The organism is Blautia caccae (assembly GCF_040095955.1).
GTDB classification, from domain to species: Bacteria; Bacillota; Clostridia; order Lachnospirales; family Lachnospiraceae; genus Blautia; species Blautia celeris.
In genome coordinates this window covers 1-22,523 of the sequence record NZ_JBBMFP010000041.1, presented here as the reverse complement: position 1 = coordinate 22,523, position 22,523 = coordinate 1, and the positions used below count along the sequence as shown (strand labels likewise).

General features: G+C 46.5%; 27 protein-coding genes and 1 tRNA gene. All 28 read right to left on the bottom strand.

Features of this window, described 5'->3' with window-relative positions; all coding sequences use genetic code 11:
* Window positions 1–64 precede the first annotated feature (64 nt).
* The gene (locus WMO65_RS25465; RefSeq protein WP_148393905.1) at window positions 65–370 is read right to left on the bottom strand and encodes a phage holin family protein; all 306 of its coding nucleotides are present in this window, start codon (window positions 368–370) and stop codon (window positions 65–67) included.
* 2 nt (window positions 371–372) lie between these two features.
* Window positions 373–600, bottom strand: a complete 228-nt coding sequence (locus tag WMO65_RS25460; RefSeq protein WP_115623050.1) for a hypothetical protein — start codon at window positions 598–600, stop codon at window positions 373–375.
* A 366-nt stretch (window positions 601–966) separates the two neighbouring features.
* Window positions 967–1,371, bottom strand: a complete 405-nt coding sequence (locus WMO65_RS25455) for a gp53-like domain-containing protein (RefSeq protein ID WP_243128875.1) — start codon at window positions 1,369–1,371, stop codon at window positions 967–969.
* Between the two features lie 13 nt (window positions 1,372–1,384).
* Window positions 1,385–1,585, bottom strand: coding sequence for a hypothetical protein (locus WMO65_RS25450; protein ID WP_033141480.1), 201 nt, complete (start codon window positions 1,583–1,585; stop codon window positions 1,385–1,387).
* 9 nt (window positions 1,586–1,594) lie between these two features.
* Complete coding sequence (locus tag WMO65_RS25445; RefSeq protein ID WP_349064775.1) at window positions 1,595–3,838, bottom strand: hypothetical protein; 2,244 nt, start codon at window positions 3,836–3,838, stop codon at window positions 1,595–1,597.
* An 8-nt stretch (window positions 3,839–3,846) separates the two neighbouring features.
* A complete protein-coding gene (locus WMO65_RS25440) occupies window positions 3,847–5,292 on the bottom strand; it encodes a siphovirus ReqiPepy6 Gp37-like family protein (protein ID WP_148393910.1) in 1,446 nt (481 codons plus the stop codon).
* Complete coding sequence (locus WMO65_RS25435) at window positions 5,277–5,891, bottom strand: hypothetical protein (protein WP_148393912.1); 615 nt, start codon at window positions 5,889–5,891, stop codon at window positions 5,277–5,279. Before WMO65_RS25435 ends, WMO65_RS25440 begins: the two co-directional genes overlap by 16 nt.
* A gap of 9 nt (window positions 5,892–5,900) precedes the next feature.
* Complete coding sequence (locus WMO65_RS25430; RefSeq protein WP_148393913.1) at window positions 5,901–6,746, bottom strand: phage distal tail protein; 846 nt, start codon at window positions 6,744–6,746, stop codon at window positions 5,901–5,903.
* Window positions 6,743–11,068: a phage tail tape measure protein gene (locus WMO65_RS25425; protein WP_243128878.1), complete on the bottom strand. Its 4,326-nt coding sequence runs from the start codon at window positions 11,066–11,068 to the stop codon at window positions 6,743–6,745. Before WMO65_RS25425 ends, WMO65_RS25430 begins: the two co-directional genes overlap by 4 nt.
* Window positions 11,069–11,123: 55 nt before the next feature.
* A complete protein-coding gene (locus WMO65_RS25420; protein WP_187370715.1) occupies window positions 11,124–11,276 on the bottom strand; it encodes a hypothetical protein in 153 nt (50 codons plus the stop codon).
* The gene (locus tag WMO65_RS25415) at window positions 11,269–11,868 is read right to left on the bottom strand and encodes a Gp15 family bacteriophage protein (protein ID WP_054353059.1); all 600 of its coding nucleotides are present in this window, start codon (window positions 11,866–11,868) and stop codon (window positions 11,269–11,271) included. The genes WMO65_RS25420 and WMO65_RS25415 overlap by 8 nt, the downstream gene beginning before the upstream one ends.
* Window positions 11,865–12,215 carry a DUF6673 family protein gene (locus WMO65_RS25410; protein ID WP_148393916.1) on the bottom strand — a complete coding sequence of 117 codons (351 nt, stop codon included), beginning with the start codon at window positions 12,213–12,215 and terminating at the stop codon, window positions 11,865–11,867. Before WMO65_RS25410 ends, WMO65_RS25415 begins: the two co-directional genes overlap by 4 nt.
* A 127-nt stretch (window positions 12,216–12,342) precedes the next feature.
* Complete coding sequence (locus WMO65_RS25405) at window positions 12,343–12,903, bottom strand: hypothetical protein (RefSeq protein WP_052099477.1); 561 nt, start codon at window positions 12,901–12,903, stop codon at window positions 12,343–12,345.
* Between the two features lie 3 nt (window positions 12,904–12,906).
* The gene (locus WMO65_RS25400) at window positions 12,907–13,341 is read right to left on the bottom strand and encodes a hypothetical protein (protein WP_148393917.1); all 435 of its coding nucleotides are present in this window, start codon (window positions 13,339–13,341) and stop codon (window positions 12,907–12,909) included.
* Window positions 13,338–13,655: a minor capsid protein gene (locus WMO65_RS25395; protein WP_054353057.1), complete on the bottom strand. Its 318-nt coding sequence runs from the start codon at window positions 13,653–13,655 to the stop codon at window positions 13,338–13,340. Before WMO65_RS25395 ends, WMO65_RS25400 begins: the two co-directional genes overlap by 4 nt.
* Window positions 13,655–14,068: a DUF6751 family protein gene (locus WMO65_RS25390; RefSeq protein WP_148393918.1), complete on the bottom strand. Its 414-nt coding sequence runs from the start codon at window positions 14,066–14,068 to the stop codon at window positions 13,655–13,657. Before WMO65_RS25390 ends, WMO65_RS25395 begins: the two co-directional genes overlap by 1 nt.
* Window positions 14,058–14,462, bottom strand: a complete 405-nt coding sequence (locus tag WMO65_RS25385; protein WP_148393919.1) for a head-tail connector protein — start codon at window positions 14,460–14,462, stop codon at window positions 14,058–14,060. Before WMO65_RS25385 ends, WMO65_RS25390 begins: the two co-directional genes overlap by 11 nt.
* Before the next feature lie 10 nt (window positions 14,463–14,472).
* Entirely contained in the window at window positions 14,473–14,751 is a 279-nt protein-coding gene (locus tag WMO65_RS25380; protein WP_243128879.1) for a hypothetical protein, read from the bottom strand.
* Window positions 14,748–15,614 (bottom strand): hypothetical protein, encoded by an 867-nt coding sequence (locus WMO65_RS25375; RefSeq protein WP_148393920.1) that lies wholly within the window; start codon window positions 15,612–15,614, stop codon window positions 14,748–14,750. Before WMO65_RS25375 ends, WMO65_RS25380 begins: the two co-directional genes overlap by 4 nt.
* A gap of 13 nt (window positions 15,615–15,627) precedes the next feature.
* A complete protein-coding gene (locus tag WMO65_RS25370) occupies window positions 15,628–16,269 on the bottom strand; it encodes a phage scaffolding protein (protein WP_187370710.1) in 642 nt (213 codons plus the stop codon).
* Between the two features lie 137 nt (window positions 16,270–16,406).
* The gene (locus tag WMO65_RS25365) at window positions 16,407–16,700 is read right to left on the bottom strand and encodes a ribosomal-processing cysteine protease Prp (protein WP_243128886.1); all 294 of its coding nucleotides are present in this window, start codon (window positions 16,698–16,700) and stop codon (window positions 16,407–16,409) included.
* Window positions 16,701–16,757: 57 nt separating this feature from the next.
* Window positions 16,758–16,928, bottom strand: a complete 171-nt coding sequence (locus tag WMO65_RS25360; RefSeq protein ID WP_187370711.1) for a hypothetical protein — start codon at window positions 16,926–16,928, stop codon at window positions 16,758–16,760.
* A gap of 34 nt (window positions 16,929–16,962) precedes the next feature.
* Complete coding sequence (locus tag WMO65_RS25355; RefSeq protein ID WP_148393922.1) at window positions 16,963–18,576, bottom strand: phage minor capsid protein; 1,614 nt, start codon at window positions 18,574–18,576, stop codon at window positions 16,963–16,965.
* A gap of 5 nt (window positions 18,577–18,581) precedes the next feature.
* Window positions 18,582–19,958, bottom strand: a complete 1,377-nt coding sequence (locus WMO65_RS25350; RefSeq protein ID WP_148393924.1) for a phage portal protein — start codon at window positions 19,956–19,958, stop codon at window positions 18,582–18,584.
* A gap of 10 nt (window positions 19,959–19,968) precedes the next feature.
* The gene (locus WMO65_RS25345) at window positions 19,969–21,345 is read right to left on the bottom strand and encodes a PBSX family phage terminase large subunit (protein WP_243128887.1); all 1,377 of its coding nucleotides are present in this window, start codon (window positions 21,343–21,345) and stop codon (window positions 19,969–19,971) included.
* Window positions 21,287–22,069, bottom strand: coding sequence for a phage terminase small subunit (terS, locus tag WMO65_RS25340; protein ID WP_148393926.1), 783 nt, complete (start codon window positions 22,067–22,069; stop codon window positions 21,287–21,289). Before terS ends, WMO65_RS25345 begins: the two co-directional genes overlap by 59 nt.
* Before the next feature lie 58 nt (window positions 22,070–22,127).
* Window positions 22,128–22,361, bottom strand: a complete 234-nt coding sequence (locus WMO65_RS25335; RefSeq protein ID WP_187370712.1) for a LexA family protein — start codon at window positions 22,359–22,361, stop codon at window positions 22,128–22,130.
* Between the two features lie 87 nt (window positions 22,362–22,448).
* Window positions 22,449–22,520: transfer RNA gene (locus tag WMO65_RS25330), tRNA-Ile, on the bottom strand.
* Window positions 22,521–22,523: the final 3 nt, after the last annotated feature.

Sequence of the window (22,523 nt, the reverse complement as noted above, 5' to 3'; positions counted from 1 at the left end):
GCCTCTGTCTTTGTCATGTGTTACTCCTTTCCCCGGCAGTTGCGCCGGCGCAAAAAGAGAGCGATCACTCGCCCTCTTCTCCTGGTCCATTTTCTGCTTTTTTCTTTCCATCCTTGTCAATTAAATTCCGCAGCATTTCATAAAATCCCGTGCTTGCCAGACCTGAAATCATACCGCCAAGCACCACCTCTGCGTTAATTCCGTTACTCATGTTGATAAGTATTGCGATAATTGTTCCCATAGCAAGAGCGGCAAGTGGGATGTACCTGTTTTTGATCGCCGGTATCGCGGTCTTGATCACATATCCCACCAGAAGGCAGATGCCCAATATTACCGGATTGATATAATCCATCAAAAAATTTAAGTCCATGTTCATCTCTCCTTTTCCAAATCTTCAATTCTGTGGTTCGCAACTTTCATTTTCTCTTCCAAAATATATGTTCTTTCCACGACAGAGTTATGTTTTTCTACTTTCTTTGTAAGTTCTTCCAGCTTGTACTCCATTAATGCCCGCGTTTTTTCCTGCTGGCTTTTGTTACTTATCAAGCAGACAATTAAAGTAACTCCCGCAGAGATGCAGGCTGAAATGATTGTTTCCATTCGCATTTCTCCTTATTAATTTCTACAATAAAATAAGACCGTCACCGGTCTTGATCTGATTTCCATTCAAATCACCTTCTTTCTGTGTGCAAAACTCCGCTTTAGATGGATTGGCAATACAAATCGGTAGGGTTACAATAACACCAAAATCCAATGTACCCACCATGAAGACGGTAACGTTCCCAAAACCATTCAAAAGTCAGCCTGGCGTTGTACTTACTCCAATAACATCGGTACCTGGTACTTTTTTATTGGGGTATGGCACGAGTCGTAATACATTAAATGGGTTTGATGCTTATGTTACAAGGAAAGATGATACAGAAACTATCTTGGTCTGGTTCGCAATAGGGCAAATGTAACCAATGTCTATTTTGCTGGTCCTATTGCCGTCCATGCAATAATAGTTTCAACATTTTCAGTCCTTGTTAATATAACATCACATCCATCCGGCGTATTATTAAGTGTACCGACTCCAAGGACTTTTTGACCAACTACCCCTGATACTGGAGTTAATACTACCATAGCCTGCTCCGCAAACGGTTTAGGAAATGTTAAATGCTTTGTTGTTGGTGTATTAGCCTTAGGAGTTATACTTATCCTTCCTACCTGTATCATAAGACCCCCCAAAGCGGAGTTTAGCACCTCTTCCACCGTAGTTTCTGTGCCGTCACTTTTTTTGTGCTTCGTCTGGGCACTGTCTGTCTCAAAGTGATAAGTGTCCCAATCTGTCCCATTATTAATCTTAAACTGTGATTTTTTTATTGCTGCCATAATATATCTCCCTTCAAATTTTGATCCATACCTCACCTTTTGCGGGGGCACTTGGCGCTGTTGTTGCCGCTGTTATCTTGGTTCCATTTCCATCTGTTATCTTCTGATCTACTTGGGCCTTTGTATATGCCCCAACGTCCGCCGCCGTTGGCTTATCGCCGGCGTGGTAAACTTTATATCCATTGTATATAAACTCCTTGCCGAATATCTTCATGCTGTCCTCCTAACCGGTCACGGTCACCCTGTATTTACCAGAGGCCGGAGCCGTAGCAAACAGCAGTGTGACTACATTTACACCAGTCACCTGCACGTCGCACAAAACGACATTGTAAGGGCTTGCTTTTTCCCTCACAGTCACGGTGACATCCTGCGTATTAAGGTTATGTGTTATGGCGGCTGAAGCACTGGCAGGCACATCGGCGCTGTACTTTTTCGGGCGTGCGTTCCACGCTGCTTTTTCGGTATCGGTTACAAAACGGTGCGTAGCATCGGGTGTAATCATACTTGCTGCGTGTGTAGATGGATGCGTATATACCACTGACTCAGATCCATTGATTTTTATGTTTCCGTTTGTTCCTGACTTTTCTACTTTGGTAGCATCTGTCCGGGCGTGTGTACTCTGGCTGTGATCGTATGCGACCTTTCCGCGATCACCACGGTATGCAGTCGAAGCTGTTTCACCAAGGGCGATTGTGTCTGAGATAACCACATACGCAGTACCAGACCAGCGATATGTCTTATTCGTCGGAAGATCCACATAGATCTTTCCGGTCTCACCTGTGATCTCTGTGGTATGCGTATCCTCCTTGTAAAACTTGCTGCTGTAGTAATACCCTTCCAGCACGTCATCCACAAAAGAGGGCAACTGCGCAGCCGGAACCTTACCTGTGCTATCCAGCTCTGCAAGGCCGTTTGCGGCTCCTTTTAAGGATGTGTTAAGCTTTAAATTTAAAGCAGCCTGCTGTGCTGTGGATACAGGTTTATTTGCATCTGACGTGTTATCTACATTCCCCAGTCCGATTTGAGATTTTGTAACACCATGTGGATTTGACTTATTTGCAATATGCGCAATCAGGTCCGTGACGGCCTTCGATATCTTGCCCAGCGCCACAGACAGCTTCTCACCGGACACCAGCTTTGCAAGCGTAGATGCCTCTGTATAAGTTGGAGTCTGGTCATTTGTGGCAACATTTGGTACGTTGCCGAGTCCAACATCTGACTTTGTGGTGCCATGCGGATTTGTACCGCTGCCGGGATGAACATATTTGTTTGCTCCTTCAGCAATACCATCCAGTTTCTTTTTATCCGCGGCGGATTCCAAACCCGCGGCAGACTGTGTCGCAACCGGTATCGGGTCGGTTCCACCGGTCATATGCTCTGAAGCGTGTATCGGGTATGGCTCCACATTAATCAGCTCGATGTATTCCGCAAGGACAGTATCGCCTGCAGTCACTCCGGTTTTGAGTGTAAATACTGTCTGTGACGTCTCTGTCACAATCTCATTGCTGACTTTTGCCCCATTTAAAAAGACAGCCAGCGCACCGATTCCCGGTCGATATTTTCCGCCGGTCAAAGTAAAGGCTGTCTGTCCTGCTGTAGCTGTAAATCTCTGCTGTTTTACGATATAGCTCGTGGGGTTATCATTTGCGCTGAGTACACCATCTGTTGTGATACTCAGGTTTGTCCCTACTTTAATTCCACCCAGCACTGTAGCGCTTGCAACAGGAGGTGTAAAAGTAGACGGCTTCCCGCTTACACCCGACCACGGAACACTATCGGCAGTGGCAGCACTTTTGGCTTTAGCATTAATTCCAAGGTACACACTGTCATGGTTATGTGCTGCCGGTGGGAATGTAGATGGTTTTCCAGTCACATTTCCCCATGTGATCGTATCCTGCCCGCCAACCTGTAGCCAGGTATTTGCGGCATTGTCCAACCAAATCTTTTTTGTGTCCGTGGCAATATACAGTGCTTTACTCCCTGATGCAGTACCTTTATCTGCATCCAGACCCACAGTTATCTTTGTAGGCGTGAACCCCAGCTTTTCCACAATCTTAGCCTTTGTCAGCTCGTTAAGGATTGTTGCTGCCGATTTGTTTTCGACGTTTCCAAGTCCCAGATCCGTTTTAGTAGTACCATGTGGATTTGTGCCACTACCCGGATGAGCATAAACCTGTGTCTCAGATCCGTTGATTTTTATATTTCCGTTTGTTGTAGATTTTTCTACTTTTGTCGCCCCTGCTGTGATTCCATCCAGCTTTGATTTAAGAGCTGAAGTAAATGTCTCGCCAGTGTAGGTGTATATGATATTTTTCCAGGCGCCGTTTACATACACATAGACCACATGGTCTGTTGTGTTACAGTATATCTGACCCTCTACAGGGCTGTCTGGCGCAGTAGCAAGATTCTGTATTCTCGCATTCTGCAGCTCATTCTTACCAAAATTCAAATTAGTTAATAAATCCATTTTTCCTCCTAATTGAGATACGCTTTTCCTGCAAAACCGGCGGTAAATGTTGCTGTGAGGTTGTTACGGTCAATATAACGGATATCACCTACGACAACGGAGCCAGCGCTGTCTACCACCGTAACACTGGGATACTTATTAAGATTGTGCGCAATCTGCCACACGGCTTGAGCTGATATCTGTGTATGTGTGTATGTGACGCTCATGCCGTCTTTGCCGTCCTGCCCATCTTTACCGGCAGGTCCCTGCAGATCCGTATATTTATAGGCTCCTTCATCTTCTCTCTTTACACCCAGTTTTGTACCATCCCAGCGGTACTGTATACTATACCCCTGCGGCCCCTGCTTTCCTTCAGGACCAGGTATACTCTCGTTTTTCGCAGTGTCTCCGCTGACGGCATTAACTTTCTCTATGATGGATTTCGTAGCGGTACCGAAGGTTGGCTCAACTACATATCCATCTGAATCAAGTGTCTCCATGACTTCTGTAATCCGCTCATGCAGTAAAAGGGACCACTCTGCATCCTTCGTTGTGACCACATCTCCCAGATTCCATTTTTTCTGATAGAGCGCGGCATCTGCCTCGCAGGTGTAAGAGGAAATCTTCTCACATTCTGCCAACTTAACCCTGCCCCTGTCCGGTAAATTTGCTTCATCTTCCACATCCCGGGCATCAACAAACAGCTCGTACCGGTCAAGACCGGTTTTCTCATTTCCGATAATTTTGATTACCCGGTTTACTCCATCCCCCTGACCTCCAGTGTAGGCACAGTTTTTGTATTCACTGCTGTCCCGGATATACTCACGATTTTCAATATTGTCATAATTAACATTAAAAATCATAGGCGGACGAACAGTCTGATTCACTGTCCGGTCCACACCTTCCAAGACTTCAAACACGAACTGCTTGTTCTGTGGATCCAGCGACACACAGACCCCCAATCCAGAAGCACTGCACAGCTCCTCCAGACAGTCTGTAAGTACATCATACCTTGTTTGGTATGTCAGCCGGTCACCTCTTCCAGCGCTTTGTTTTACCACAAGTTTAGGGATTTTTCTTTTGCTGTCTGCTGGAGCAACCGCATTCGTATTTACGAGGGCGGTCATGATATCTTCTGCCGCGGCCTTGTTAAATTCATGATGCGCTTTCCCCTTTGGCGGGACTGTTATCCTCTGCGTGAGCATATGGAGCAACGAGAACCCTTTGAGTTCCACAGATCCTCCCTCTTCGTCATCCGCCCCAATGTACTTTATAATCCCTGTTTTCCTGGCGTCATTGTCAAGCATGATGATATTCCCGTCTTGAAATAACCGGTCATACATAACAGAAGAATGAATTTCAAAATCTCCATAACTTTTCCATTTGCTGACATGGATCAGGGCCGTGTAGTCTGTGATCTCCCCGATAAAATTGATATCAGGGTCAAAAAACCGAATATTTATCCGCTTATCCATATGGCTCCTGTCACCGCCCCTCCAGGCTCCGTAGCCTGTGCAAAAATATTACGCCAGCCGGTTCCCTGCACGTTTTTAAACCACGCCTGGAACTGCCTATCAAATTCTTCTACCATTTCTTTGTATCCGGCCAAATTCTTCGGTCTGATTTCTCCGCATACTGAGGTGTTGAATCTCTCGTCAGTTATGGATATCTGACCGGTCACAGGGACATCAATACGATACAGGGATAGTTCATATCGTGACGCATCTCTCGTGAGCGCAGGTACTGTGGGTGTACTGCCGGCAGTACCTGCTTTGAGCACGGCCTGTATTGTCTTGCTCTCATAATCCAAACGCAACACAAGACGATAAATCACTTTATAGGTGCTATTACGAGTGATCGGTATGGTCTTGTTGCTGTCGTTGTAATAAAAAAAGCCCTGCATAATTGCAAAACCGGGCGTTAAAATCACTGATTCGCCGCTTAGTGAGGCTGACAAAGTAAGGCTGCCGTTACTCCCTCTACTTAAGCCATCCTCATATATATTTTTGAAATACCGGTTGAACTCGTCCTGTCCGTACTCGGTATCTCCATTAAAAAAACCATAGCTTTCCATGTATTCCTCCTATACTCCCAGATACCTTTTTTTGTACCGGATTATGACACTTTGCGGATTCAAGTCGTTCTGGGTACTGTACTGTAGCAAGTTGTCCCCCAACTGCAGGGAGAAGAAGGTTGAACCCAGGTCGATATAATCAAACGCATCCTCCCGGATACCGTTTCTCTCAATCTCCACAATCTTATTCCGGAATGCAGTGTTGATAAACAGTACGTCATCACTGGTAAGGGTCCGGTTTACCTGAACATATTCTCCCGTGGTCAGGTTTGTCACTCTGGGATTCTCTGCAGGCCCGTGAAATTCCACCTCTATGGGCGTTTCTACATGTCCATCGTTTACAATATTCACCCTGGGATCTCCGCGTCGTTTCATGTGAAATGGGAGCTTGAATTTCCATTTCCATCCATCCACCCACGTGCTGATTGCTTCCATTAAATGATATGGAGTCTGGAAATCTGGATCTACGCAGACAAGTTCAAGCAGGCAGGAAATGGGTTCAAACACATTCTGGCTGCTGAATTTCAGCTTTTGGACTTCATACTCTATGGCTCTCTCTGTTCCCATAAAATTAACAGTTAGGTTCCCGCTGCTATAGGGGGAGAAAAAGCCTATCAGTTTTTGCCTTACTTCTGGGATGTCTTCATATCCGAGATAGTCAAATTCTATGGCTATCGGTCTTTTGAGTATTTTCATCCGTCTTTTACGTTCTCCCGCATAACCAACGTTTTCCTCCGTCAACAGGTCGTAATCCGTTGACTCCAGCCCCTCATATGCCGTCACAGAAAAAGAGGAGTCGTCTAAGACAAGCTCCTCTTCCCCTTTACGGAATGTAAATATTATCTTTCTTGTCATCCAAATGCCAGCTCCCTTCCTACTTTCCGCAGTTCTCTTGCCATTTCTACATGCGATTTCACAGGCTGATATATATTCACCGTCTGCTCTACCTTTGCCGATTCCTGCGGTTCCGGTGCTGTTACCGTGGCGATATACCTATTCGCCAGATGATTCCCGGCAATCCGGCTCAGGTTGTTGTCAAAATCTCCTCGCATTTTCGCAAGTAAAGAATTTGGGTCAAAGGTCAATTTATCAGACAATCGGTCAACAGCTTTTTCGACACCTCGTTTGTTTTCGTCGATACCTACTTCAAGACCTTTGTCATACCAACGGCCTATTGCTCGCATAACCCTGGACGGTGATGCCACTTTAAGGTTTCGCTGAGCGGCAGCTACAGCTTGATTTGCAACATCTGCCGCCGCCGCTGCCACTCCGCCACCGCCTGCCCGAATACCAGAGGCAAAGCCTGCGGAAAACTGGACACCTATGTCATAGCCACTGCCAGAATAACCGTTCAGACTGCTTAGAGCACTGCCGCCTACCGCCGTAGCTGATGCAGATGCAGAACTGCTACCTGAACTGATACCCGAAGCAAAAGAGCTTGCAAACTGTGATCCCTGTGTCTTTCCTGCAGTGGACAGATTACATTCACTCAGTCCGCGAATACTGCCTGTACCCAGCGCTCTTGCCGCACTTGTTGCGGACGATGTAAGCCCTCTGATTCCTGCGCAGAACATGTTCACTGCGGAACGGGCCTGTGACTGGAAGTTACTTCCCAGGTTAACCCCTTTTAAGGCAGACGCCGAAGAACGCCCGAGATTTGCTGACGCGGAGGATATTGTACCCTGGCTCCCTTTAATGGTGCTATTCAGGATATTGGTCGCATTCGTTCCGGTTGTCTGGAACATGCTACTAATCCCTGAGTTTTGTAAGGCCATACCCGCGGAACTGCCCACACTGCTTGCCGCCGTAGCGCCCTGGCCCGCACCGGACAACATACCAAATGCAAAATTTGACGCCGCACCACTTGCCTGACCAGCAAACACACCTGGCATATTTGACGCCATAAGAGCCGCATTTGTGGAATTACCAAAATTGGCACCGCTTGCTCCTGCCTGCGCGGAGCCATTTATAAGCGCAAAGTTGGCCGCATCTGCTGCCGCTTGTGCGTTGGAACCAAATATGCCTACCAAATCAGCCGCCGTGAATCCATTCGCTCCAGATTGTGCAACCTGTGCTGCAACAGCGTATATCTGCTCCTGGTGACCCATCAGCTCCTCTACGGTCATATTACAAGCTTTTGCTGCGGCAGTAATTGCAAGCGAATAATCCGCTGCAGAAAATCCCTGGCCTATCTGTTCGCCTGCGCCCTTTGATGCAGTATTAATGACCTCGTAACCATCCCGCATAGACTGTGCGGCTGTCTCAGTGACTTCTTTTCCCTTTTTATTCGGCACAGATGTGGCGTCCGCAGATTCCATGCTTTTCATCATCTTGTCCAGAGCTTCTGTCCCAATATCGCCAAGAGCGCCGCTGTCTTTCAGGTATTTTCCGAATGTCTGTATAACCTGATCGGATGTAGCGCCGGCCATGTTTGAAAACTCAGGAATCTTATCCTTCATTGCATCCATCATTAGACGCATTGCACTTGCTACAGATTCCTGACCCTCTGTACCCAATTTATCAAAATTCTTCAGCGCTTCAACTATAGATTGCTGTAGGCTCTTAGGAATTTCTCCACCAGATTTCTCAATCTGCAGGATAGCCAACTGAAAGCCTTCAGACATTTTACTGTAGTCCGTAGAGGAAAGTGCATCCTGTATAGTCTCCTGGCTGGCAACTACACCTTTGGCCGCCGCCTCTGATTCTATAGGAATTTGTGCATAAGCATCTATTGCCTTCTGCACACTTTCTGGGGTTCCTTTTCCCAGCTCATCCATAACGCCTTCAAGTCCTTTAACTTGCGCGTCAGCTTCGACAACGGCCCGGCCAGCATCTTGCAATTTTCCTGTTGTTTTCTCTAAATTTGTTTGAGCTTTTTCAAGTGCTTCTTGGTCTGCCAGCCCATTGCGCCATTGCTCATCTACATCTATTGCTTTTTCAATGGCTTCTCGATGCGCTTTTTGTGCCTCTACTAAATTTTTATGTGCTTCTGCTTGCTCTTTTATTGCTTCAGTATATTGGCTTGTTGTAGCTTCCTGAAGAGCTTTGTTTTTTAGATTTTCTACATACTTATCAATGGATGTATTAATGTCATCAATAGATTGTTTGACTTCACTGCTGTCAGCAATAAATCCTTCGGATGTAAGGTGATATCCAGTTCCCATTGCATCATTAAGCTGATTAAGAATGGATGTAGCCAGATCCTCGCACCCTTCTTTTACGTGTCCGGTCTCGTCAAATGCCTCAGATAATTTTCCTCGCAAACGTTCAACAGGAGCCGCAGATGCGTCAATAGAAGAACTGGTATCCTTCATGGATTCCCCGAGCTGATCTATTGCATTTTGGTTCTTTTCTATGGATGATCCCAACTTATCCATTCGCTCATTAAAGGCACTCTGCTGTTCATCCGCGCGTCCTGCTGTGAGTGCATACGCAGCCAATCCGCCTACAAGTAGGGCAATGGCACCGGCAATAAGGGTAGCAGGGTTTGCGGCCATAATAGCATTTAAAGCGGTAGTCGCAAGTCCCGCTCCTTTGGCCGCTCCAGTAAGGCTTGTAACTACGCCCACAACAGATGACACTGGACCGCTAACAGCTTTAAAAGTTTTAAAGGCGGCCACAACGCTGACAACAGTAGGGATAATGTCATCCATATTCCCGCCCAGCCTTTTAAACACTGCACCTACAGCATTTAAAACTGACTGCGCAACGCTCAGAAGGTTTTTGGTTCCAGACTTAAATGTCCTTACGAGAGAATCCAGGGCTTTCTTCGCAGGCTTCTGCATCTCCTTCGGAAGAAGTTTTACCAGCCCATCACACAGGGATTTAACGATGTCATTTGACGCAACTTTAAGCTGCATCTTGTTTTTGCCAATACCTTTTACAAAGGATTTAACCACAGATACAGAGGCATCAATCATCTTAGGAGCCGACTGTGCTACTTTCGTGGAAAGCCCTGCCAGTATGTCTCCTGCCTCTTCGACAGCAGCATCAAATCCGCCCTGTTTAAAAGCCTCTGTGAGTCTGTTGACGTCAGCAATCCCGTTATCCGCAGCATTCTTTAAGGGCTCCTGCATGCTCTCATATACTTCGATTCCGAGACCTTCCAGAGAGGATTTGAGGATGGTTAGACTTCCTTGCAGATTGTCCAGCATGGTTTCTGCCATTCTCTCAGCAGTACCGTCACAGTTTGCAATGGCGCTTTGCAGTTTTTCATATTCTTCTGGGGAGGCTCCTACAATAGCCAACAGACCAGACATTGCCTCCTGGCCTCCTAATGCTGCCGCAGTAGCCGCTTTCTCTTCCTCGCTCAGCCCGGAAAATCCCTCGCGCAGATCCTGCATGATAGTGTCCAAGGACTTCATATTGCCCTCAGAATCTGTCAGGGAGATACCAAGCTTGTTCATAGCTCCTTGGGTCTCTTTCGTTGGCTTTGAAAGCCTTGTCATGATACTCCTGAGTGCAGTACCGGCTTGACTTGCCTTTATACCTCTGTTTGCCATCAGACCAATTGCAAGGGCCGTATCTTCCGCTGTATATCCCATTGCACCGGCAACTGACGCTGCAAATTTAAAGGTTTCACCCATCATGGCAACATTGGTATTCGCATTACTGGACGCCGCTGCAAGGATATCTGCAAAATGCCCGCTGTCACTGGCCTGCAGTCCGAACGAACTCAATGCATCCGTCACGATATCAGATGTGGATGCCAAATCCTCTCCTGATGCCGCCGCCAGATTCATGATACCTTCTACACCATTCAGCATTTCTTCTGTCTTCCAACCGGCCATTGCCATATAATTCATGGCTTCAGCGGCTTCCGAAGCAGAAAATTTTGTTTTCGCCCCCATCTCCTTAGCTTTATCAGTCAGTTTGCTAAGGTCCATTCCGGTTGCGCCAGAAACAGCAGCCACCTTTGACATGGCAGCCTCAAAATCGGAACCAACTTTAACGGCAAGCCCACCAGCAGCCGCGACAGCCGTCCCCACACCGGCAAGGGCCGTTACTGCGATTGCCGCCGAATGCTTTGCAGCGGAACCAATCTTACTAAAAGCACTGGACGCCGCCCCTGCTGCCGCGTTACCCTGTTGGCTGACGTTGCTTGTCAGTTTTTTAAGGTCTTTTAGCGCCCCAGCATTATCTATACTTGTGTCAATCGTAATTTTGCCATCAGCCAATAATCCCACCTGCCTTTCGCAAGCGTCATCGGCTCATAATGGCTCTACTTGACACTTAAATCCTTATTTCAAATTCTTTTTTGCATTTTCTGCCCTTGCATTGAATGTATACTCCTTTGCATATAACCCTTGCCGGATCATAAGCTATTGGCATTTTATATCCACAATAAGGGCACACAATCTTTATGCGCTTTTTGTCATTATCCAAAGGGGTCCCTCCCTTCCAGGAGCGCCTGTACTATGGCTTCATCTTCTTCGGATTTCTTTTCCTGGACACGGAAATACCGCTGTAAGGCCGCATAAGCTTTCTTCTGTTCTTTGGACAAGTTTTTATTTTTCGTGTCTATCGTCCGGTATTCAATCACCTTTGACAGACGACACGAAGGGGAAATATCCTCCAGCATCCAGTTAAATTTCCACCAGTGCAAATACGGAATATCGTACAGATCAAGCCCGTACGTCTGGAGGAAGGCAGTATAGATCAAAGCGGAATCAGCGCCAAAATCCATAGGAACCGCATTATTAAGGCCCAGTGCTGCACGCGGAAGGGAACTCTTTTTTCCTATATCTCCACACTTAACAAACCACCCGATTGCATCTGCTATATCGTCAGCTCTCATATTCGGTTTGCGTAGCACCTCTTCCCCCAAAAGCATATCTATGGCTTCTAAAACCGCATTGCCATTACTCTGTCCTCTGATAATCTCGTCGTAGCGGAGGATATCCCTAAAATCCGTTTTGATTGCATACGCTTCTCCCGCAATCTCCACAGTTACTGGAAGCCGTTCTGTTAATCTCACTCTGTATCAACAGCCTTCTCAACTTCCATTGCCGCGATGAGTGCTTCATTCGCTCTCTCTTGTTCGCGCATCTGGTGATTATATTCTTCTACCAGTTCCCTAAACGCATTTGTGCAGGCTCTTAGAGAGTTGTTGGCACCACAGATTTGTTCTCCAGCGCCAGCCCCGAATATACCATCGAAACATGCTTTAACGGACTCACAAAGATACAGATACTGTTTTGGCTGTGGAGCTTTTTTATCAAGCCTGTTTGCCTTTTCTGAAATGTTCTGCATTGCATCAAGATATTTTTGAAGGGTGTCTGCGTCTGTCGCATCAAAGTTAAGTTCATCAAAATTTATAATCATTTTTTTACCTCCATAAAAGGCCAGGGCTATTCTGCCCCAGCCTCGCTCTCCACAGTTTTTCGAGCTACTACTCTTTTTACGGCCGTTTTAGCAGGTGCTACAGCTGCCGTAGTTACCGGAGCACCTCTTAATTTCCCGACGGTGCCGTCACATCAAACTTGGCAGCAACTGCAGCATCAACGGAAAATGCCTTTGTCTCCACATCAAAAGTGCCATACTCCCAGTCTGTTTTACCCAGGAGGCTGCCAGAACCTACCATTGTTCCGTCATTGTCAGAATTGGAATCCGGAGAGATGGTCACTCTCCTTTTTCTCGCCGGATATCCCTTACTTGCTTCTTTCGGCATGTACAGGGATACGATCACCAGATCTGTCTCTGCCTCTGATCCCACTTTCTCTTTTTTTGCTACGGAATCAATCAGCTTGACAGCTTTCTCAGACGGGATATTCTCATATTCATAACCGATGGAATATCCGTATCCTGTAATACTCTGGGATGTAGATTTCTGATTGATATAGCGGCTCTCTTTTGTTTTCGTGTCGAAGCTCTCGTCCGCTTTGGTAACACCTGTTCCAAACAGTTCATAAGTTGCGGCCGCACCTGCTGCACCAACATTAATGTACAGTGCCTCCTGATACCGCTGCACTGCTTCAGTGTCCGCAAACCTCTGTAAATCTAATCTTCTCATGCTTTATCCTACCTTTCTTCTTTGATAATATTGTAATTCGCACTGGATCTGATACTGGGCGTATGTTGCCTCACTATCATTGATGTACCCATGCGTATTTGCTTTAATTGCCCTCGATGTCTGCCCTTCCCCCAATACCGGAAGCTGTTTCATCCTGGTGCAGTCCTCCAGCCAGTCAGCAAAATTCTCATAAAACTGACTGGTGTCCAGGTTCTCCTCCGCCCCATAAAGGTTTCTGGAGCACAAGTAGAACGTAACCTTGCGGATACTGTCTCCGTTAATACACCGCTTTACAATAGGGTCCGAAGGAACGCTTTCGATGCTGTAAGACGGTTCCGGTTCCAGTTTATCCACATTTACGGGAGGAAACATGGTATCCAGTTCCTCAATAAATGGGCAGGTTGCTATAAAATCCCTGATCGACTCAATAATACTCATGTTGCCCTCCCTCCGCAGAATTTTGCGGTGGATGAAATAATGCTTTTTTTCTGGTCCTGCCAGCACTTTTCCGCCCACATGCCCTTGCTTTTGTGCTCATAAAACTGCCGCCTTGCGTATGGGGTATCCCAGGACACGCTACCAGGCTCTGCTCTCATGCTATCCCGTAATCGCCCCGAAAGTTCGGGCACATATGGCCGGCATTTACGGCCAAACTCAGAGGCAAAAAACAGTTGTCCTCTCCCGTTTTTCCCCAAACTCCTTTTGAGGAGAATTTGGTCTGACGGGTCAATTTTCAAGTGGAAGTTTGCCATTACTTACAACCTCCAAATCTTATGTGTGGGATAAACCCTTTCCGGTTATCTCCATAATTATCTATAACGCCATATGGCCGGTGCGTCTTCTGCAGATCACCAATCCCCTTTATCCTCATATCATGCGTCCCGAGGATAAACAGATCTTCTTTTTCTACAGTCCAAGCCGCCATCTCAGGGCTGTATGGCAGCTTCGCATACTCATCCGGCGCCACATACCCGTCAAGATATTCGGCAGGAATCCGGATTTTAAATATATCAGCATGTTTCAGGCCGCCGTCTCCTTTATCGCCCGTTATCACCTTATTTTCGCAGTAATAATGACATGGCGACACATGCCCGAAATACTCTACTTTCCGTGTATCCGGATTTACTTTGCGGTTATATATGGTCACCTCTGCATTAATAATCATAGTACACCCCCGGATATAAGAGTGTCGTGTCTTCTAGGTAAAGACGGGCTTCAAAACAGCATTTACTGTATAGTGTCTCTTCCGGCGGCTGATTGTCTGCAGTGTCCGCATATGTCACGGATTCCCCGTCGGTATTGACACTCTTTACCAATCTCCCGCCGGTTGCGTCTTTCTGCCGGTGATCCTCGGCCAAAATTTCAGATACCGCACATATGGCAGCTTTGACAGCCTCCAGGTCATCCGGTCGCAATTCAAATTCATGGATACGACTGTATGTCATCCGGTTCACAATGGCCTCCGCCCGCATGCCGTGTTTTTTAAAATCACTCTCCGTAAGGGCGTCTCCCTTAAAAACATCAGCATAATACTGATAATCTACATCTACCCGTGACATATACTCACCTCTATTCTGCGGCGGTTATTACGGCCATTCCAGCTCCAAAGCAGCGGTTATCCGCATCCACCTCGACAACAACAATTTTCTGGCCTGCTGTTGCTGTAATCTCCGCCGTACCATCCCAAGCAGTGTACCCAGTCTTACATTCCTGTCCTGCATTCGGCATAGTCGGATTTGCGGCTACTTTGTACTTGTAGCTGTTACCACTTGACAGCGCCGGCTCTACCGTGATTTTAGTAGAGCCGCTCGTGCTACCTGCTACGGAGGTAACCGTCAGACTTGTCAAGCTCCGTGTTTTTTTACGACTACTTTTGCGGCTGTCGGTACACGGTATCCTGTGTTGATCTCAACCTGGGCAAGTGTGCCGTTGAAATTCTCGGAATCTTTCAGACGAATCATCTCCAGGTTGTCCACGATGGAGAATCCGTTCCAGTCGTACATGATGAAGTCGATACCGGTCAAATCCACAGTTTTGAGGTCACCGGCATAGTTGTAATATTTGGCCGCGCTCAGGATATCAAGCATATTTGCCTCTACCCACAGCATACCAAGCCATCTACCAATCTGGCCGGACTGCATAATGCTGTCGTTGGTCACCGGGGTATACTGATCTCCCGCAACTTCCAGCATGGTAGAATAAGTGTCAACGGACGCAAGCACGATGTTCGCAACCGCTTTCCCTTTACGCACTACTTTACGCGCCTCGATGATTTTCTTTTTGATGTTTGCCGCGGTGAGTGCTTCTGTGTCACTCATTGCTGTGCCCTCATTTGCAAGACAAGCAAGACCGGATGCCTGCCATCCTTCCTTACAATCCATAACAGCCTGGGACAAATGTTCCTCCGCCATGTTGTACGGCACGCCCTGCGCCTGAATGTTATAGATTTTCTTAGATTTCTGCTGCATGTTGTTCAGTCTCAGGTCAATCAGTTCATTATTCACTTTCTCGTGGCTGAAATCGGCCGCCGGAACCTTCGGGTCCTGTACTCCGTCATCTCCGACCTTAAAAATCTTAACCAGACCAGACGCTGCGTCACCCTGAAATTTATCCGTATAGGTCATTCCCGGCTGAAAAATAGAGTCGTAGTATAAATTCGGCTCCACAATGCTGCTGTATTTCTCTGTTACGTTATATCCGCCATATTCCATAGTTCAATCTCCTTTACTTTCCTCTGTAATATTTGTTGCTACCATACTTCTGTTTCAGATAGGCTTCTTCAGAATCCACTACTCCGGGCTTATATGACCCGCTGGTTCCTCTCACCCATGTTTTTTTCTTGGGTGGCTCTTCCTGCTGTTCAATCTCGAAGTCATTCGGATACTGTTCTCTCATTTTTTTCATATAGTCATCGGCGCCCACGAAAGTACCATCCTTAAATTCAAGATTCTGGGACATGAAATCTGAGAGAATGCTTTTCTTTGCAAGGGGAGACTTAATCTTCTGACCATCGAGGAATTTCTCGGCCGCAAATGTCCTCTTCTGGGTCTCAATCTGCTGATTCAGTGCCGCCGTATCAGTCTCATATTTCTGTTTCCATTCATCCGCAGATTTTTTAATGCCCTCAATATCCATTCCCTTATAAGATTCAATGGTGGCGCTTGCCTCGGTGAGCTGTTTCTTATATCCGTCTGCTTCTGTTTTCAGTCCGGTATATTTCTCTTTACTGACATATGCTCCGTCCGACAAATCCACAAATTTAACAGGATTCTCTTTCCTGTCATCCGCACCATTTACTTCTGCAAGTTTCGCATTCACCTGAGCATAAAGCTCATCCCCAAGTAATTCTTTTAAATCCATATTCATCCTTTCCGCCTTCGTTTTTATATCCGGTGTCTTCCGGAGGCTGTACAGTTTATATGACTTGCCGGTCAGTTTCCGAGACCTTTTAAACGTCATAACCGGTATTGGACAATAAAAAACACCCGGGCGTCCCCGCGTGCTTATTTACCATATTTGATTTCTACCCCTGGATAATCCCTCTCTATATCGCAGATACCAAGAAAAAAGGAATCTACCAGTATCCTGCCTTTATCAGACAGATCATTCCAGATTATGCTCATGTATCCATGCCGCTCTTCTACGAATACCTTATCCGGCGTTAAAGCCTCCAGGGATATGACAAGATTATGCGCAAGTACAGATACCGCGGCGCACACAATGTCGCGACCACATTTATCATATCCTGCATGGCCGCTGATATCTACCCCCGCGCGGCTCATAGTTACTGTAATCAATCAGACACCCCCTAAAAGTTGGCATAAAAATACCACCAGCCATTTTGACTGATGGTATTATAGTGTTTCTATCGACTTTATTTCACTTTGCGGAATGGTTACAGCTTTTCCTTCGCTATAAACTGTAATGCTGTCTTCCTCATAGCCATAATCCTCCGCTTCTTCTCCTGCATCGACGATATCTCCTATTTTTCCCTTTATTGTCTGTCCGTCAGTACAAGTTATCATTATATTTCCTTCTATATCCTGAAAGTCCCATACATTAATCGTAGTTATCACCCCTTATTGGCACAATGTGCGCGTTATTTTTAGAATAGTGAATTGATGCTTTTTTAGTATCGTGAAAACTTCCCTTTGCATAATACTGCCCTATTACTTTATCACAAATAATGTCTTCAACGTTCCTTGCATTTCCATTTCTATCAACCCTCACAATTCCTGTGCCAGATTTCCGATTAATAATATCCTGCACCTCATCTGCACTGATTGTCAATATACTCTGTGGATTTCCACCTTTCGCTTCACGGGTTTGTCGGTATTCCATATATTTTTTTGTTCCAAACACATGCTTCTCGTATTGTTGCTTACTCAGCTTCGTGGAATACTCACCTGCTTCAACTTTTTTTGATACGGTACTTGCTGGAATCTGAGGTATTTTTATATGTTTTATTATATCACTTCCACCGGATTTTACAACTGCTTTCGTGGGTATTCGCCCGCCTGCCATCCGCCCGAGCCCGTCCATATAGACACGCTCCATCTGTGGCTGTAGCCCCATGATTTTTGAAAACCCCTTGTACTCATGCAGAGTCTGCAGGTATCTGCTCTGAGCGGCCAGCACTGCGTCATAATCTCCGCCTTCTTTCAGATACTTAATCCGTTCACGCTGCGCCCGCATGGTGGTCTCCATTTCACGCTGTCTCTGCCGGCATGTGTAACCATCATATTCCTTACCCCGGTATTTTCTGATCCTGGCGTCATCTTCCCGGATGTCTTCCAGCATCTCATCCGTATAAGTCCGGGTTGATATGCCCCGGATAAAAGGCAGATAAGAATGATTACAGTTTGCCCCGCATAGACCGGTCACGCTGCCAAGACCACAAACAGACTCCAGTTCTCGGCGGCTATACACCCTGCCCTGCCAGACTGCATGTGTTGGCCGGGCGCCATAGTGTGCTGTGACCTCGAAATCGTCCGTTTCCAGCTCTTTTGCAAGCTGCTCGTTGATTTTATTGCTGAGGTTATGAACGCCTGTCATAACGGCTCTTCTGGCTGCTACAGGTGCCCTGTTACTATACCCGCTTGCATAATCAACAGAACGGATACCCGATGAAGTCATCTCACGCACCACCCGGCGTAAAGCCGTGTTGTAGTCAAACGCGCCTGACGCAATGTCAAGACAAGCCCGATCAAGATACTTTTGATAGTATTCTGACAGTGGAGTAAAAACTTTTTTCCCATCCCCGTAATCCAGAGAAAATCCCAATGATCGTGTAATGTTTTTGATATCGCCTTCTGTCTGGCTGACAATCGCAGAAGATAAACCCTGCAGCCAGTCATTTTCCTCTGGAGGCGTGAATTGTCCATTTACCTGCTCATATATATCTTTGTTGCGGACATATTCCCAGTCTATCACCTTATCATATAGGGCAAATAACTCAGGGTATGTGACATTAAGCAGCCTTTTTAGCTCGTCCTCGATAAACTCTGAGGAATTGCCCAGTATCTTGACACGGTTTAGCTGATAATCTGCTGTGGACGTTATTTCACCTGTCTTTTTAATCCGTCTGACTACATCGGACATTATCCTATCCTGTAGTCCGTAGAAAAGCTTTTCCACCTGCAGGGGCAGGCTCCCCATTTCCTCCGGTCGCATCTACATCACTCCTGTACATCATCCGGGAATTGGATTTTTGCAAGAGCTTTCATGGCCTGATCCTCTGTTTCGCCGTAGCGTTTCATGCGGAATTCCACTGGGCCTATGATTCCGGCAGCCAGGTCAGCTCTAAGCTGTTCCAGCTCATACTTCTTATCCACTATGAGTGAATCGTCCCAGTCGCAGGACACTTCCACTTTACCGGCCGGTGCAAGCCCGCCCATATCAATCCAGACCTCCATTGCCTTTACAAGATACCGGATGGCCTCCTCAGTGCTATTCTGGATGTCCTTAACCGTAGAATATGATCGCTGCTTACTGCTCTTTATCTCTTCAGCAGTCTTCTCTACATTCTGCGGATCTGACAAAGTACCATAAGCAAGACCGCTGTTAAATTCTACCTTTTGGATTATCCTATTGTACCCGTTAAAAAAACTTTCATCCCTGATTTCCGGGGAGTATACATTGAACAGAGGCTTTCCTGTTGTTGGGTCCGCAATACCATTACCCATAGGATAGTACAAACGCTCCTGTCCCTTTGGAAGGAGCACATCTCCCTGCCGGTTCTTTTTGAAGTATTCGTTTGACGCCTGAATAGCAGTCTCCTTTGACCGGTACTCCCAAAGAGCTGCTCCGTACATCTCATCCGCATCCTGTATCTGTTTTTCCGCCCGGGAATAGACCGCTACCCCCAGTGGGGAATCAGGATCTACGTTATTGGCAAGCGGGATTTTAAGATAAGAAAACAATGCGCAGTCTGCATTCCTGAACTCTTCATATGGGGATATATCCTCCCATTCATCGACATCCTCCAGCTTGATCTCCATACCAAGCTGCACAATCTCATCTGTTTTGACAATCGCTTTTCTGCTGACAAATGCCCGATTGATGACGATGTATTTATCTCCCTGCAGACTGTGGTATTCCAACCGCGTGTATAACTTCTTCCCCTTGCGTTTAAATTCCGGGAAGATAGCTCCGGTCATCGTACCGGATGAATCAAACTCCGTCGGATAACAATTACCGGCCCGTACGATATCTACAGCCACCTTCTCCCCGGTAAGGTATGGCTTAAAGCAAATACCACCAGTGGCACTTGCAAATTCCACGTATTTGCGAAGGTTACCCCTAAATGGCGTGAGCATTTCATTTATCAGGTCTGCCCTCGGGCTGCCGCTCACCTCAATCCTGGCCTCATTTGTAACGAGTCTCGCAAACTCACTGCTTATGGCCGCAGGCAAGTTCAGACCCTTGACATCTTTGCTTATCCAGGGCGGCTTATTACGATACATGCGCTGCCACCGGTATATGGATTCAGCCATTTCCGGCGATACCGCTATATCGACGCCCAGCGCCTTTTTAATGCTTTCATACTGTATCACTGCTATCACCTCACTCTCGTTCTGTAAACGGCAAGAACATGGATATTAACCCCCACATACCACATACAAGATACCTTGTGGCATCGGCGGCATGGTCATTGAGCTTTACAACCTCTTCCTTGCCCTTTTCAACACTTTTTGGATCATACTGATATAACCCCAATTCTTTAATCAGCAACGTTTGTTTTTGCTGGTTAATCAAAATCCGGCGGAAAGAAAAGAATTTCTGTACTCTGCTTATCCCGAGCTTTACATCATTGAACGCCGGGATAACATCTATATGTGGCATAATCCGTCGCACCTCCTCAATGAGACCGGCTGCAGAAGGGTCAATAAATACCCAGCTCACTACCCTGTCATACTCTTTTTCCAGCCTATCACAAAAATCTTTCAATTCTTTTGCATATTCCGACGGTGATTTTTGCCCCTCATCTCTGCCGCAATGGTACCACTCGTCCAGTCCGCATAACGTTTGTCTACTGTAACTGATACCGAATGCCTCGAATACCGTAGGGTTCTTCTGGCCGTAGTCAACGCCTACTCCTATCTCGCCAATTGTCTTTTTCTCATTTTCTGGGAGTCCATCGTAGTAATGAAGTTCAGTATTTACCATGTAATAGACCAGATCGTCTATACCTATGCTCTCTCCAAGCCATACCCAGCGATACATCTTAGGATCTGTCTGCTCCATGACCTCCGCTGACTCAATGAGATCAGGCCCCAGCCAATCAGGGGGTACATCTCTATAATCTGTGTGTATGTGGATGCAGTCCGGTCTCTCCTCCATCTTACGACACCATTCGTTTATGGGGGCATTCGGGTTTTTTGGAGGGTTGTACAGGTAAATCATCTGGAATCCGCCCTGATTACCACGGACAAATGTAGCTTCGATGTTCGCCAGCTCCTCTTCTCCTTCTCCGTCATCGAAGAACTCCGTCAGCTCGTCCAGTACCACAAGCTTAATGGGCTTATCCTCATCTATGATACCTTTTGTATCATCCACGCCGTCAGATCCGGAAAAGTAAATGGTGTTTCCATTCTTTTTGTAGGTTATCTCCATCGGGGATTTCCCGATCTTAAACCGTTTTTTACTGACTCCCAAGCGGTTAATACCGCGTATCATCTCCTTATATACCGTCTTGCGCAGCTTATTGTGGTGCTTGCGCAGGACAACGCAGGATGCGTTATGCTCATCCATAATCCGGAAATCTGTTGCGATACTCACATAACTGGATTTTGTTCCCGCACGCCCGGAAGTAAGGATGATGTGCCTATGCGTCCGGTCATTAAACAAAGGGAGATACTTCGGGATGACTATTTCTGAAATCTTAATTTTCTTCTTTTGGCGCATCATTGAATATTTCCACCCCGTCCTCTCCATCTTCATCTTGTCCGTCTCGATTCAGTTTGTCCACCTGGGCTTTTATGAGCTCCAGGTGCGCATCATCATATCCAAATTTATGCAATGCCTCTATGGCGCGCTGGCGTCTGGCCTGCACTCTGGTAAGGGCCTCCTCAACTGCCTGTATCTGCCCAAGGATACCCGTAAATTCCCGCAAGTCTGTGATCTTGCCTTTTTCAAATCCTGCAGTGTATTTCGTTACCGTCATGCCCGACGGAACTTTTGTTGAGATAATGCCTGGCACGTCGTCCTCTTCCTCTTCTGGCAGACGCTCTTCCAATTCACGCAGACCATTTATGCGCTTCAGCATCCGGCGCTCTCGAACAGTCAGAAGCTGTATTTCCTGCAGAAGGAGCTGCTCCTTATCCAGCTGTACCATTTCCAGGAGTTCCTTTTCTTCGGCATCCAAGGTATCAAAAAAAAGAGTCTCAAACTCTCCCGTTTTCACTGCATTCTTATTTCCCGGCGGACCTGTTCCACCGTGGCCTACAGCGTTCTTATTCCCAGGCTGCCCGCCCCTGCGATTAGTAACGTTACTTTTTGTTTTCGGTAACGTTACTTTTTCCCATCCGTCTTGATTCTTCCATTTACGAACCTGCGTTTCTGATACATCCAGTTCCGCAGCGATATCTTTTAATTTTCGTTTCTTCCCGCTTTCAAGCCATAGTTTCATAGCCATTTCCCGGTTCGGACTTCTTGGTCTTGCCAAGCCTCACCACCTCTCAATCGTTTCGTTTTGCAATATAAAAGAGACACCTAAGTGCCTCTTACTCTTTTACCAGTTTATATCCCTTTAATACTATGCTCCTTGTCTGTGCTGGCTGATAATCTATCAGTTCCCAACGCTTTAGTGCCTCCAGATGCTTCCACACAGTTGATGTGGAACTAATCCCTATTGCCTTGCATATATCTCTTACGGACGGAGAATACATATTCTTGGTTATATAATCGACAATGAAGTTATATACATCCATCTGCCGCCTTGTTGGTCCGGTTTTCATTTTATCATCTCCAAACATGTGTTCTTTTTAATCATTATAGAACATATGTTTTATTATGTCAAATGGAGGATTATCCCATACGCTTAATAGGCATAGCCGGGATCGAACCGGCGGCACACGCCTTATAAGGCCGCCGCTCTCCCTCTGAGCTATATACCCATA

Bases quoted from the DNA above. Each gene is read 5' to 3' on its own strand.
- WMO65_RS25455 (WP_243128875.1), bottom strand. From the start codon at position 1,371: ATGGCAGCAATAAAAAAATCACAGTTTAAGATTAATAATGGGACAGAT.
- WMO65_RS25375 (WP_148393920.1), bottom strand. From the start codon at position 15,614: ATGGAATATGGCGGATATAACGTAACAGAGAAATACAGCAGCATTGTG.
- WMO65_RS25445 (WP_349064775.1), bottom strand. From the start codon at position 3,838: ATGGATTTATTAACTAATTTGAATTTTGGTAAGAATGAGCTGCAGAAT.
- WMO65_RS25440 (WP_148393910.1), bottom strand. From the start codon at position 5,292: ATGGATAAGCGGATAAATATTCGGTTTTTTGACCCTGATATCAATTTT.
- WMO65_RS25450 (WP_033141480.1), bottom strand. From the start codon at position 1,585: ATGAAGATATTCGGCAAGGAGTTTATATACAATGGATATAAAGTTTAC.
- WMO65_RS25370 (WP_187370710.1), bottom strand. From the start codon at position 16,269: ATGAATATGGATTTAAAAGAATTACTTGGGGATGAGCTTTATGCTCAG.
- WMO65_RS25385 (WP_148393919.1), bottom strand. From the start codon at position 14,462: ATGTCACGGGTAGATGTAGATTATCAGTATTATGCTGATGTTTTTAAG.
- WMO65_RS25335 (WP_187370712.1), bottom strand. From the start codon at position 22,361: ATGAAAACCGGACCAACAAGGCGGCAGATGGATGTATATAACTTCATT.
- WMO65_RS25390 (WP_148393918.1), bottom strand. From the start codon at position 14,068: ATGATTATTAATGCAGAGGTGACCATATATAACCGCAAAGTAAATCCG.
- WMO65_RS25410 (WP_148393916.1), bottom strand. From the start codon at position 12,215: ATGATTATAAATTTTGATGAACTTAACTTTGATGCGACAGACGCAGAC.
- WMO65_RS25405 (WP_052099477.1), bottom strand. From the start codon at position 12,903: ATGAGAAGATTAGATTTACAGAGGTTTGCGGACACTGAAGCAGTGCAG.
- WMO65_RS25430 (WP_148393913.1), bottom strand. From the start codon at position 6,746: ATGACAAGAAAGATAATATTTACATTCCGTAAAGGGGAAGAGGAGCTT.
- WMO65_RS25460 (WP_115623050.1), bottom strand. From the start codon at position 600: ATGGAAACAATCATTTCAGCCTGCATCTCTGCGGGAGTTACTTTAATT.
- WMO65_RS25400 (WP_148393917.1), bottom strand. From the start codon at position 13,341: ATGAGTATTATTGAGTCGATCAGGGATTTTATAGCAACCTGCCCATTT.
- WMO65_RS25395 (WP_054353057.1), bottom strand. From the start codon at position 13,655: ATGGCAAACTTCCACTTGAAAATTGACCCGTCAGACCAAATTCTCCTC.
- WMO65_RS25360 (WP_187370711.1), bottom strand. From the start codon at position 16,928: ATGATAACTTGTACTGACGGACAGACAATAAAGGGAAAAATAGGAGAT.
- WMO65_RS25355 (WP_148393922.1), bottom strand. From the start codon at position 18,576: ATGCGACCGGAGGAAATGGGGAGCCTGCCCCTGCAGGTGGAAAAGCTT.
- WMO65_RS25435 (WP_148393912.1), bottom strand. From the start codon at position 5,891: ATGGAAAGCTATGGTTTTTTTAATGGAGATACCGAGTACGGACAGGAC.
- WMO65_RS25465 (WP_148393905.1), bottom strand. From the start codon at position 370: ATGGACTTAAATTTTTTGATGGATTATATCAATCCGGTAATATTGGGC.
- WMO65_RS25345 (WP_243128887.1), bottom strand. From the start codon at position 21,345: ATGAAGATGGAGAGGACGGGGTGGAAATATTCAATGATGCGCCAAAAG.